The sequence below is a fragment of the Paracoccus panacisoli genome, assembly GCF_042435015.1.
Lineage (GTDB): Bacteria > Pseudomonadota > Alphaproteobacteria > Rhodobacterales > Rhodobacteraceae > Paracoccus > Paracoccus panacisoli.
This window is the reverse complement of sequence record NZ_JBHMQU010000052.1, coordinates 75588-86683: the sequence shown is the minus strand read 5'-3', so window position 1 is coordinate 86683 and position 11096 is coordinate 75588. Positions and strand designations below refer to the sequence as shown.

At 72.7% G+C, this 11096-nt stretch carries 10 protein-coding genes; 5 read left to right on the top strand and 5 right to left on the bottom strand.

The window, feature by feature from the left end:
* The first annotated feature begins 298 nt into the window (after positions 1–298).
* Complete coding sequence (locus ACFHYO_RS11785) at positions 299–1462, top strand: alpha-hydroxy acid oxidase (protein WP_168782328.1); 1164 nt, start codon at positions 299–301, stop codon at positions 1460–1462.
* Between the two features lie 3 nt (positions 1463–1465).
* Here ACFHYO_RS11785 and ACFHYO_RS11780 read toward each other — a convergent pair whose 3' ends face one another.
* Positions 1466–2290 (bottom strand): alpha/beta fold hydrolase, encoded by an 825-nt coding sequence (locus tag ACFHYO_RS11780; protein WP_394320616.1) that lies wholly within the window; start codon positions 2288–2290, stop codon positions 1466–1468.
* A 195-nt stretch (positions 2291–2485) separates the two neighbouring features.
* On the opposite strand from ACFHYO_RS11780, the gene ACFHYO_RS11775 reads away from it, so the two are divergent.
* The 3 genes from ACFHYO_RS11775 (at position 2486) to gluQRS (ending at position 5440) form a co-directional block, all read left to right on the top strand.
* A complete protein-coding gene (locus ACFHYO_RS11775; protein WP_036704036.1) occupies positions 2486–3136 on the top strand; it encodes a 50S ribosomal protein L25/general stress protein Ctc in 651 nt (216 codons plus the stop codon).
* An 82-nt stretch (positions 3137–3218) separates the two neighbouring features.
* Complete coding sequence (gene trmFO / locus ACFHYO_RS11770; RefSeq protein WP_394320614.1) at positions 3219–4556, top strand: methylenetetrahydrofolate--tRNA-(uracil(54)-C(5))-methyltransferase (FADH(2)-oxidizing) TrmFO; 1338 nt, start codon at positions 3219–3221, stop codon at positions 4554–4556.
* Positions 4553–5440, top strand: a complete 888-nt coding sequence (gene gluQRS, locus ACFHYO_RS11765) for a tRNA glutamyl-Q(34) synthetase GluQRS (protein ID WP_394320618.1) — start codon at positions 4553–4555, stop codon at positions 5438–5440. Before trmFO ends, gluQRS begins: the two co-directional genes overlap by 4 nt.
* Here gluQRS and hisI read toward each other — a convergent pair.
* Positions 5386–5742 carry a phosphoribosyl-AMP cyclohydrolase gene (gene hisI, locus ACFHYO_RS11760; RefSeq protein WP_394320613.1) on the bottom strand — a complete coding sequence of 119 codons (357 nt, stop codon included), beginning with the start codon at positions 5740–5742 and terminating at the stop codon, positions 5386–5388. The genes gluQRS and hisI overlap by 55 nt on opposite strands.
* Positions 5743–5834: 92 nt before the next feature.
* Between hisI and ACFHYO_RS11755 the strand changes: the two genes are divergently transcribed.
* On the top strand, positions 5835–6293 hold the full coding sequence (locus ACFHYO_RS11755) for an iron-sulfur cluster assembly scaffold protein (RefSeq protein ID WP_394320611.1): 459 nt from the start codon (positions 5835–5837) through the stop codon (positions 6291–6293).
* A 138-nt stretch (positions 6294–6431) separates the two neighbouring features.
* Here the strand turns inward: ACFHYO_RS11755 and ACFHYO_RS11750 are convergent, their stop codons facing one another.
* The 3 genes from ACFHYO_RS11750 to ligA form a co-directional block, all read right to left on the bottom strand.
* The gene (locus ACFHYO_RS11750) at positions 6432–6563 is read right to left on the bottom strand and encodes a hypothetical protein (protein WP_269429082.1); all 132 of its coding nucleotides are present in this window, start codon (positions 6561–6563) and stop codon (positions 6432–6434) included.
* Between the two features lie 89 nt (positions 6564–6652).
* Complete coding sequence (gene recG / locus ACFHYO_RS11745; RefSeq protein ID WP_394320609.1) at positions 6653–8866, bottom strand: ATP-dependent DNA helicase RecG; 2214 nt, start codon at positions 8864–8866, stop codon at positions 6653–6655.
* Entirely contained in the window at positions 8842–11073 is a 2232-nt protein-coding gene (gene ligA / locus ACFHYO_RS11740) for an NAD-dependent DNA ligase LigA (RefSeq protein ID WP_394320608.1), read from the bottom strand. The genes recG and ligA overlap by 25 nt, the downstream gene beginning before the upstream one ends.
* Between the last annotated feature and the right edge of the window lie 23 nt (positions 11074–11096).

Genomic DNA, 11096 nt, shown 5'->3' with positions numbered 1-11096 from the left:
CGCCCACTCCCGCGCCGACCACGGGCGCCGCCGCAACCGCCGCGCCGGCCGCCCCGAGCACGGGCTCCGCGACACCCCCCGCGCCGGATGCCACCACTGACCCCGCCGCCGACCCCGAGACCGCCGCCCGCGTCCGCGCCCTGCGCGAGCGGGCCCGCGCGCTCTCGGAGCAGCCGGTGGGCGCAACCCCGGCCCCCCTGCCCCCCTGTCCGCCCGGCACGACCGATCCCGTTGCCGCGCGCTGCAACCCCGGATAGACCGCGACGCAACGTAACACCCCAGCCGGAGGCCCTCGCCCATGCCCGTCATCACCTGCATCGAGGACCTCAAGCGCCTGCACAAGGCGCACACGCCGCGGATGTTCTACGACTACGCCGAGTCGGGCAGCTACACCGAGCAGACCTTCCGCGAGAACACCACCGACTTCGCCCAGATCCGCCTGCGCCAGAAGGTGGCGGTGGACATGTCGGGGCGCACGCTCGCCTCGGACATGGTCGGGCTGCCCGTCACCATGCCGGTGGGCCTCGCCCCCGTCGGGCTGACCGGGATGCAGCGCGCCGATGGCGAGATCAAGGCGGCGCGGGCGGCCGAGAAGTTCGGCGTGCCCTTCTGCCTTTCCACCATGTCGATCTGCTCGATCGAGGACGTGGCCGCGCACACCGAAAAACCCTTCATGTTCCAGCTTTACGTCATGAAGGATCAGGAGTTTCTGGAAGGGATCATCGGCCGCGCCAAGGCCGCCGGCTGCTCGGCGCTGGTGCTGACGCTCGACCTGCAGATCCTCGGGCAGCGGCACAAGGACCTCAAGAACGGGCTCAGCGCGCCGCCGAAGCTGACCCCCTCGTCCATCGCCGATCTGGCGACCCGCTGGGGCTGGGGGCTCGAGATGCTGCGCACCAAGCGGCGGTTCTTCGGCAACATCGTCGGCCACGCCAAAGGGGTGACGGACACCGCCAACCTCTCCAGCTGGACGGCCGAGCAGTTCGACCCGCAGCTTGACTGGACGAAGATCGCCCGCATCCGCGACCTCTGGGGCGGCAAGCTGATCCTCAAGGGCATCCTCGACGCCGAGGACGCGCGGATCGCCGCCGACTTCGGCGCCGATGCCATCGTGGTGTCGAACCACGGCGGGCGGCAGCTCGACGGCGCGCTGAGCTCGATCCGGGTGCTGCCCGAGATCGTGGCGGCGGTCGGCGACCAGGTCGAGATCCACCTCGATTCGGGCATCCGCTCGGGGCAGGACGTGCTCAAGGCGCTCGCGCTCGGTGCCCACGCGACGTGGATCGGCCGGGCCTTCATCCACGGCCTCGGCGCGATGGGCGAAAAGGGTGTGACCGCCGCACTTGAGGTGATCCGCAAGGAGCTGGACACCACGATGGCGCTGTGCGGCGAGCGCGACATCAAGCAGGTCGGCCGGCACAACGTCATGGTGCCGGCCAACTGGGCGACGGACTACGCCTGAGCCCTACCCGTCCGCGAGGAAGTCGAGCAGCGCCGCGTTCACCTCGTCGGCGTTGGTGGCAAGGATGCCGTGCGGGGCGCCGTCGAGCTCGACGTAGCGCGCCTGCGGCAGCATCTTCGACAGCCGCAAGCCGGCGGCGGTGTGCGGCACCGCCCCGTCCGCGGTGCCGTGCATGATCAGCGCGGGGCAGGTGATCGCGGCCACGTCGGCGGTGAAGTCGGTGGTGCCGAAGGCATCGACGCAAGCGGTGGTGGCCAGCGGGCTCGCCTGCATCGCCATCCCCCAGCTCCAGTCCACGACCGCCTGGCTGACCGGGCGCCGGAACGTGCCCACGCCGTAGAAGTCCTTGAGGAAGCTCCGGAAGAACGCCGGGCGGTCCTGCGTCATCCCCGCCTTCATCTGCGCAAGCACCTCGGGCGTTGCGCCGTCGGGGTTGTCGGCGGACTTGAGCAGCCCCGGCGCCACCGAGGCGAGGAAGGCCACCCGTGCCACGCCGCGACCCTCATGCCGGCTCATGTAGCGGGCCACCTCGCCGCCGCCCATCGAGAAGCCGACGAGCGTCGCATCCTCGAGCTCGAGCGCGTCCATCACCGCGGACAGGTCGTCGGCGAGCGTATCGTAGTCGTAGCCCTCGAACGGCTGGTCCGAGCGGCCGAAGCCGCGCCGGTCATAGCTGACCACGCGGTAGCCCGCCTCGACGAGCGCGCGGGCCTGATGTTCCCACGAATCGGCCGAAAGCGGCCAGCCGTGGATCAGCACAACCGGCTGTCCCTGCCCCCAGTCCTTGGTGTAGAGCCCCACCCCGTCGTCGGTCTCGATCCAGGCCATGACGTTTCCCTTTCGCATTGGTCGGTTCGCCGAGCCAACGCCCCCGCCCGGCCGCGGTTTCCCCGGGGCCGCGCGACCGGCCCCCCGCCGGGATGTTGCGGCTTTTCAATCCGCCCGGCCTGCGCTATAGGCCCCGCTTCCGGCCAAGACACCCTTGGAGGCGGCCGGTTCATGCAATGCAAGAGGAATACAGCAATGGCCAAAGAGATCCCTGATCTGGTGGCCGAGGCACGCGCGGGGACAGGCAAGGGGGCCGCCCGCCAAGCTCGCCGCGAAGGCAAGGTGCCCGGTATCGTTTACGGCGACGGGAAAGACCCGATGCCGATCCAGCTCGACTTCAACCCCCTGCTGACCAAGCTGCGCGCCGGGCGGTTCATGTCGACGCTCTGGAACCTCAAGGTCGAGGGGCAAGAGGACGTGCGCGTCATCTGCCGCGGCGTCCAGCGCGACGTGGTCAAGGACCTGCCGACCCACATCGACCTGATGCGCCTGCACCGGAACACGCGGGTGAACCTGTTCATCCACGTCACCTTCGAGAACCACGAGGACTCGCCCGGCCTCAAGCGCGGCGGCACGCTGGTCGTGGTGCGCCCCGAGGTCGAGCTGGTGGTGACCGCGTCGGACATCCCCGACCACATCACGGTGGACCTGACCGGCAAGAAGATCGGCGACGTGATCCACATCAACGATGTGCAGCTGCCCGCCGGCGCCAAGCCGACCATCGACCGCAACTTCGTCATCGCCAACATCGCCGCGCCCTCGGGCCTGCGGTCGGAAGACGATGCGGCCTCCGAGACGGTGCCCACCACCGAGATGGGCCCCGACATCGCCCCGGTCGAGAACTGATCCCACCCTTCGGGTGGCATGAAGGGGGCGGCGCCGCGGCGCCGCCCTTTTGCATGACGCCCCGCGCTGCTAGGTCCATCCCATGAGCGATCCCATCCATATCGTCGGCGCCGGCATGGCCGGGTCCGAGGCCGCCTGGCAGATCACCCGCGCGGGCGTCCCCGTGGTGATCCATGAGATGCGCCCCGAGGTCGGCACCTTCGCCCACCGCACCGGCGACTGCGCCGAGATGGTGTGCTCGAACAGCTTCCGCTCGGACGACGACGTAAACAACGCCGTGGGGCAGTTGCATTGGGAGATGCGGGCCGCGGACGGGCTGATCATGGCGATGGCCGACCGCCACCGCCTGCCCGCGGGGGGCGCGCTGGCGGTGGACCGCGACGCCTTCTCGGCCGCCGTCACCGCGGCGCTGCGGGCCGAGCCGCTGGTCTCGTTCCAGCCGGGCGAGGTCGACGCCCTGCCCCCGGACGGCCGCTGGATCTTCGCCACCGGCCCGCTGACCTCGCCTGCGCTCGGCGCGGCGATCCGGGCCGAGACGGGGGCCGACGCGCTCGCCTTCTTCGACGCCATCGCGCCCATCGTCCACGCCGATACGGTGGACATGAGCGTCGCGTGGCGGCAGTCGCGCTATGACAAGGGCGAGACCGAGGACGAGCGCACCGCCTATCTCAACTGCCCGATGACCCGCGACGAGTACGAGGCGTTCATCGACGCGCTCCTCGCTGCCGAAAAGACCGAGTTCCACGAGGGCGAAACCGCCGGATACTTCGACGGCTGCCTGCCCATCGAGGTCATGGCCGAGCGCGGGCGCGAGACCCTGCGCCACGGGCCGATGAAGCCGGTGGGGCTGACCAACGCCCACAATCCGGGCGAGAAACCTTACGCGGTGGTTCAGCTTCGCCGGGATAACGCGCTGGGAACGCTGTATAATATCGTCGGTTTCCAGACCAAGATGAAATACGGCGCGCAGACCCAGGTGTTCCGCATGATCCCGGGGCTGGAGAACGCCAGCTTCGCCCGGCTGGGCGGCATCCACCGCAACACCTTCCTCAATTCGCCGACGCTGATCGACGACCGGCTGCGGCTGCGCGCCCACCCCCACCTGCGCTTCGCAGGCCAGGTCACGGGGGTCGAGGGCTATGTCGAGAGCGCCGCGATGGGCCTGCTCGCCGGGCGGATGGCCGCGGCCGAGGCGCTGGGGCGAGATCTCGGGCCGCCGCCGCAGACGACCGCCATGGGCGCGCTCGTGCACCACATCACCGGCGGCGCCGAGGCCAGGAGCTTCCAGCCGATGAACGTCAACTTCGGCCTGTTCCCGCCGGTCGAGGCCAGGGGCGGGCGGCGCGGTCGCAAGGACCGCTACCCGGCCTATACCGAGCGCGCCAAGCAGGACTTCGCCGCTTGGCTGGCCACCGCATGACCCCCGGGGGCGAGGTCACGCGCTTTGCCCCCTCGCCCACCGGGCCGCTGCATCTCGGCCATGCCTTCGCCGCCCTGACCGCCGCCGCCCATGCCGCGCCGGGCCGGTTCCTTCTCCGCATCGAGGATATCGACCGCGCCCGCTGCCGCCCCGAATGGGAGGCCGCGATCGACACCGACCTGCGCTGGCTCGGCCTCGACTGGCCCACCCCGGTCATGCGCCAGTCCGAGCGGCTGCCCGCCTACCGCGCCGCGCTCGACCGCCTCGCGGATATGGGCCTGACCTACCCCTGCCGCTGCCGGCGGGCCGACATCGCCGCGGCGCTCTCGGCCCCGCAGGAGGGCGCCGTGATCGGCCCCGACGGCCCGGTCTATCCCGGCACCTGCCGGGGGCGGCCGATGTCGGAGGCAGGCCCCGACGACGCCATAAGGCTGGACATGGGTGCGGCGCTCGCCCGGCTCGGCACGGACGGCGTCGGCTTTCACGACCGCGCGGTGCTGCCGGGGACCACGCACCGCCTCGCGGCGGCCGACATGGTGGCGGGGATCGGCGACGTGGTGCTGGCCCGGCGCGGGATGGGGACGAGCTATCACCTGTCGGTGGTGGTGGACGACGGCGCGCAGGGGGTCACGCTGGTGACGCGTGGCAAGGACCTGTTCGACGCCACCTATATCCACGCCCTGCTGCAGGCGCTGCTGGACCTGCCGCAGCCCGACTATCTGCACCACCGGCTGATCCGCGACGACTCAGGCCGCCGCCTCGCCAAGCGCGACGACGCCCGCGCGCTCGCGCTCTACCGTGCCGAGGGGCGGACGCCGGAGGACATCCGTCAGATGATCGGCCTGGACAGCTCGACCTCGGCGCCCTCGCGCACGGCGGTGTAGAAGCACGAGCGGCGGTTGGTGTGGCAGGCCGGGCCGACCTGATCGACCAGCAGAAGCAGGCAGTCGCGGTCGCAGTCGAGCCGCATCTCGACCAGCCGCTGGGTGTGGCCCGAGGTCTCGCCCTTGACCCAGAACGCCCGCCGCGAGCGCGACCAGTAGACCGCGCGCCCCTCGGCCAGCGTCCGGGCCACGGATTCGGCGTTCATCCAGGCGAGCATCAGCACCTCGCCCGTCGCATGGTCCTGGGCGATGGCCGGGATCAGGCCGTTGGCGTCGTAGCGCAGCGTGGCGGGGTCGAACATCGGTTTTCCTTTCGCGGCCGCGTGCCTATCTAGACCGCAGCACCGGCCGGGGAAAGCCGCCGGGACAGGGGAACCGCAGACTGGGGGACCGCATGGCCGACGACGATCTGATGGCGCTCTATTCGCGCCGCCTGCTGGCGCTCGCGGCCGACATCCCGCATCTGGGCCGCCTCGACGCGCCGCAGGGCAGCGCCAGCTTCCGCTCGCCGCAATGCGGATCGACCGTGACGGCGGACGTGGTGCTGGCGGATGGGCGGGTCGTGGGCTTCGCGCAGGAGGTGCGGGCCTGCGCGCTGGGTCAGGCCTCGGCGGCGGTGCTGGGCGGCGCGGTCATGGGCCGCACCCCGGCCGAGCTCGCCCGCGCCCGCGACGCGCTGCGGGCCATGCTGGCCGAGGCTGCCGCCCCGCCCGCGCCGCCCTTCGACGGCGCCGAGGCGCTGCTGGCGGCGCGCGAGTTTCCCAACCGCCACGCCTCGATCTTGCTCGCCTGGCAGGCGGCGGCCGAGGCGGCCGAGGAGGCCGCGGCGGCTGCGGGTGACACGCGGGAATGAAAAAGACCGGCCCCTGCCAGGGCCGGCCAGTTGCGCGCTACCATGAGGCCGGGGGACTCCGGCGACGATCAGGCGGATCGTTCGGGGTGACGCGGGGCAGAACAGAGCAGGGCAAGCTGTCAGCGAGCTTGCATGACCTCACACACCCGCCAGCGCAGGCAGCCACAGCACGGTGAGGGTGGCCACGCCGATCGCGGCGACCCCCAGCATGTCGGCCAGGGCATCGGGCAGGTCGGGCAGCGTGCGGGTCGGCTTCACGGTCGGTCTCATCACGGGCACCTCTCGTTAACGGTTGCCCTTTTGTTCTCATGTTCCGCCGATTCGGTAAAGAACATTTTAAGAACTTTTAACGCGACCGCTCAGCCCGCCGCCATCAGCGCGAGAGCGCGGTCCTGCTCCATCAGCCACAGCAGGTTGCGGACCGCCTGCCCGCGGGGCGAGGCGAGCTCGGGGTCGGTCTCGACCAACAGCCGCGCGTCCTGCCGGGCCAGCGCCAGCAGGTCCGCCTGCCGTTCCAGATCGGCGATGCGGAACCGCGGCAGGCCCGATTGCGCGGTGCCGATGACGTCGCCCGCGCCGCGCATCGCCAGATCCTCCTCGGCGATGCGGAACCCGTCCTCGGTCTCGCGCAGGATCTGCAGCCGCCGCCGCCCTGACTCGGCCAGCGGCTCGTGATAGAGCAGCAGGCAGCTCGAGGCGCCGGTCCCCCGCCCGACCCGGCCGCGGAGCTGGTGAAGCTGGGCAAGGCCGAAGCTTTCGGCCCGCTCGATCACCATGATCGTGGCCTCGGGGACGTTGACGCCCACCTCGATCACCGTCGTCGCCACCAGAAGCTGCGCCCGCCCGACGGCGAAGTCGGCCATCGCGGCGTCCCGCGCCTCGGGCGGCATCTGGCCGTGGACCAGCCGCACCCGGTCGCCGAAGCGGGCGGCGAGGGCGCGATAGCGGTCCTCGGCGGCGGTCAGGTCCACCTGCTCGCTTTCCTCGACCAGCGGGCAGACCCAATAGGCGCGCGCGCCGCGATCCATCGCGTCGGCCAGCCGCGCGACCACCGCCTCAAGCCGCGTGTCGGGGACCGCCGTGGTGGTGATCGGCTGCCGCCCCGGCGGCTTCTCGTCCAGCACAGACAGGTCCATGTCGCCGTATTGGGCCAGCGCAAGGCTGCGCGGGATCGGCGTCGCCGTCATCACCAGCATGTCAGGCCGCAGACCCTTGGCAGCGAGTTCGAGCCGCTGGGCCACGCCGAAGCGGTGCTGTTCGTCGATCACCGCAAGGCGCAGGTCGGGGAAGGTGACGCCGGGCTGGAAGACCGCGTGGGTGCCGACGAGGATGTCGATGCGCCCCGCGGCGAGATCGGCGAGCCGCCCGGCCCGCGCCTCGCCCTTGTCGCGGCCGGTGAGCAGCGCGAGCCGCACCCCCGCCGCCTCGGCCAGCGGCGCCAGCGCCGCGAGATGCTGGCGGGCGAGGATCTCGGTCGGGGCCATCAGCACCCCCTGCCCGCCCGCCTCGACCGCCTGGATCAGCGCTAGCAGCGCGACCAGCGTCTTGCCGGACCCCACGTCGCCTTGCAGCAGCCGGTTCATCCGGTGCGGCTGGGCCATGTCGGCGGCGATCTCGGCCACCGCGCGGGTCTGAGCCGCGGTGGGGGCATAGGGCAGCGCGGCGAGCACCCGCGCGGCGAGCCGCCCGTCGCCCTGCGTGACCCGCCCCGCCGCCCGTCGTCGGGCGCGGCGGACCAGCGCCAGCGTCACCTGATGGGCCAGCAGCTCGTCATAGGCGAGCCGCGCCCGCGCCGGCGCCCCGGCGGCGAGATCCCCCATCCCCCCCGGCGCGTGCGCCGTGGCGAGCGCGTCGGCCCAGTCCGGCCAGCCCTCGCGCGCCTTCAGCGACGGCTCGATCCACTCACTGAGCGGCGGCACCCGCTCGAGCGCGGCCGCGACGCCCTTGGCGACGGTCCGCTGGGTCAGGCCGCCAGCCAGCGGATAAACCGGCTCGAACGGCGCAGGCGCCGGGTCCGAGGGCAGCAGGATGTGGTCGGGGTGGACCATCTGCGCCAGCCCGTCGAAGAGCTCGACCTTGCCCGAGACGACCCGCACCGCGCCCGGCGGCAGCTGCGCCTCGACCCAGGCGGCGCGGGCGTGAAAGAAGACCAGCGTGAGGTCGCCCGCGCTGCCCGCGGCGTCGGTGCAGATCACCCGCCACGGCCGCCCCTTGCCCGAGGGGGGCGCGTGACGCTCGACCCGGACGGTGAGGGTGGCGATCTCGGGCGGGCGGAGGTCGGCGATCCGCGCCACGCTGCGGCGCGGGATGCCGGCCGAGGGCAGGTGAAAGATCAGGTCGCGGGGCCGGGTGATGGCGAGCGTCGCCAGCGCCTCGGCGGCGCGCGGCCCGATGCCGGGCAGCGTCTCGGCCGAGGCGAAGAGCGGGAAGAGGATCGGCGGGCGGCCCTTGGGCGGAGGCCGAGGCGTGGGCGGCGCGGCGCCGGTCAGCCCCTCGCCTTCGGCGTCCGCAGGATCGCCCTCGGGGGCGCGGGGGGCCTCACCGCCGCTCATCCCTGCGCGAGCGCCAGCCATTCGTCCTCGTCGATCACCCGCACGCCGAGTTCGGCGGCGCGGGTGGCCTTGGAGCCCGCACCGGGACCGGCGACCAGAAGGTCGGTCTTGCTCGAGACGCTGCCCGCCACCTTGGCGCCCAGCGCCTCGGCCCGCGCCTTGGCCTCGGCCCGCGTCATCCGTTCCAGCGTGCCGGTAAACACCACCGTCAGCCCGGCGATGGCGCTGCCCGCGGTCTGCGGCGCCGCCGCGGGCTCGACGGTCAGGTGGGCGAGCAGCCGGTCGATGGCCCCGCGCTCGGCCGGGGCCGAGAAAGCCGCCGTCAGCGCCTCGGCGGCGACCGCGCCGAAGCCGTCGATGCCGACCAGCTCGCTCCACGCGGCCTGCGCCCCGTCGGGCAAGGGTGCGGCGTCCCACACCGCCTTGCGCACGGCGGCGAGGGCAGCGCGGCGGCCCTCGGCCTGCGCCGCGGCGCGTTCGGCGGCGACGGCCTCCTCGGCCGCGCGGTGGCGGGCGGCGGCGGGGGCGGCGGCGTCCACATCGACGCGGAACGCGTCCCACGTCCCGTAGTGGCGGGCGAGCGTCCCCGCCGCCACCTCGCCCACATGACGGATGCCGAGTGCAAAGATCAGCCGGGCGAGCGGCACGTGGCGCCGCGCCTCGATCGCCGCGAAGAGGTTCTCGGCCGAGCGCGGCCCCCAGCCGTCGCGCGCGGCGAGCCGCCCCTCGTCCCGAGCGGCGAGGGTGAAGATGTCCGCGGGCTCGCGCACCGTCAGCTCGGGGTCGGCATAGAACGCCTCGACCTGCTTGGCGCCCAGCCCCTCGATGTCGAAGGCCGCGCGCGAGACGAAATGGCGCAGCTTCTCGATGGCCTGCGCCGGGCAGCCCAGCCCCCCGGTGCAGCGGCGCACCGAATCCCCCGGCTCGCGGATCGCGTCGCTGCCGCAGTCCGGGCAGGTTTCGGGGAAGGCGAACGGCTCGGGGTTGGTGCGCCGGGTCAGGTCCACGTCGGCGACCTTGGGGATCACGTCGCCGGCGCGATAGACCTGCACCCAGTCGCCCGCGCGGATGTCGCGGCCGTCGCGGATCGGCGCCCCGCGGCTGTCGCGCCCGGCGATGTAATCCTCGTTGTGCAGCGTGGCGTTCGAGACGACGACGCCGCCCACCGTCACCGGATCGAGCCGCGCCACCGGCGACAGCGCCCCGGTGCGCCCCACCTGGATGTCGATGCCCGCGAGTCGGGTCCACGCCAGCTCGGCCGGGAACTTGTGCGCGAGCGCCCAGCGCGGGGTCGTGGCGCGGAACCCCAGCCGCTGCTGCAGCGCGAGGTCGTCGACCTTGTAGACCACGCCGTCGATGTCGAAGCCGAGCGTCGCGCGCGCCTGCTCGGTCTCGGCCCAGAACCCGAGCAGCTCGTCGAGCGTGTGGCAAAGCCGCGGCGCGGTCGTGGGAAAGCCCAGCGCCGCCAGCCGGGCGATGGCGCCGGACTGGGTGTCGGCCAGCAGCGCCGAGACCTCGCCCCAGCCATAGGCGAAGAACCTGAGCGGGCGGCGCGCCGTCACGGCCGGATCGAGTTGCCGCAGCGAGCCGGCGGCGGCGTTCCGCGGGTTGGCGAACACCCGCTCGGCGCCCTCGGCGTTCAGCGCGGCGAAGTCGGCGTGGCTCATGTAGACCTCGCCCCGCACCTCGAGCACCTCTGGCGCCCCGTCGAGGCGCTGGGGAATATCCTTGATCGTCAACGCATTGGCGGTGACGTTCTCGCCGGTGGTGCCGTCGCCGCGGGTCGCGGCCTGAACCAGCCGCCCGCCCTCGTAGCGCAGCGAGAGCGACAGCCCGTCGATCTTCGGCTCGGCGGTCAGCGCCAGCGGCGCGTCGGGGCCGAGGTTCAGGAAGCTGCGGATGCGGGACAGGAACTCACCCACGTCCTCGGGCGCAAAGGCGTTCTCGAGCGACAGCATCCGCTGGGCGTGGCGGACCTTGGCGAACTTTTCGGACGGCGCGGCGCCGACCTGCGAGGTCGGGCTGTCCTCGCGGCGCAGGTCCGGGTGCGCTGCCTCCAGCGAGGCCAGCCGGCGCTTCCTGGCGTCATAGGCGGCGTCGTCCATCAGCGGCGCGTCGTCGCGGTGATAGGCGAGGTTCGCCGCATCCAGCTCGGCCCGCAGCGCGGCGGCCTCGGCCGCGGGCTCAAGGCCGCTCACCCCGTCTGATGCCGTGCGCCGTTCCGCCATCTCGTCCTCGTCCGGCCGCGGAG

What these genes read in the sequence shown, in the direction of transcription:
- ACFHYO_RS11775 (WP_036704036.1), top strand. Translation starts at nt 2,486, where the DNA reads ATGGCCAAAGAGATCCCTGATCTGGTGGCCGAGGCACGCGCGGGGACA.
- hisI (WP_394320613.1), bottom strand. Translation starts at nt 5,742, where the DNA reads ATGTTCGACCCCGCCACGCTGCGCTACGACGCCAACGGCCTGATCCCG.
- ACFHYO_RS11785 (WP_168782328.1), top strand. Translation starts at nt 299, where the DNA reads ATGCCCGTCATCACCTGCATCGAGGACCTCAAGCGCCTGCACAAGGCG.
- ACFHYO_RS11780 (WP_394320616.1), bottom strand. Translation starts at nt 2,290, where the DNA reads ATGGCCTGGATCGAGACCGACGACGGGGTGGGGCTCTACACCAAGGAC.
- trmFO (WP_394320614.1), top strand. Translation starts at nt 3,219, where the DNA reads ATGAGCGATCCCATCCATATCGTCGGCGCCGGCATGGCCGGGTCCGAG.
- ACFHYO_RS11750 (WP_269429082.1), bottom strand. Translation starts at nt 6,563, where the DNA reads ATGAGACCGACCGTGAAGCCGACCCGCACGCTGCCCGACCTGCCCGAT.
- gluQRS (WP_394320618.1), top strand. Translation starts at nt 4,553, where the DNA reads ATGACCCCCGGGGGCGAGGTCACGCGCTTTGCCCCCTCGCCCACCGGG.
- ACFHYO_RS11755 (WP_394320611.1), top strand. Translation starts at nt 5,835, where the DNA reads ATGGCCGACGACGATCTGATGGCGCTCTATTCGCGCCGCCTGCTGGCG.
- recG (WP_394320609.1), bottom strand. Translation starts at nt 8,866, where the DNA reads ATGGCTGGCGCTCGCGCAGGGATGAGCGGCGGTGAGGCCCCCCGCGCC.
- ligA (WP_394320608.1), bottom strand. Translation starts at nt 11,073, where the DNA reads ATGGCGGAACGGCGCACGGCATCAGACGGGGTGAGCGGCCTTGAGCCC.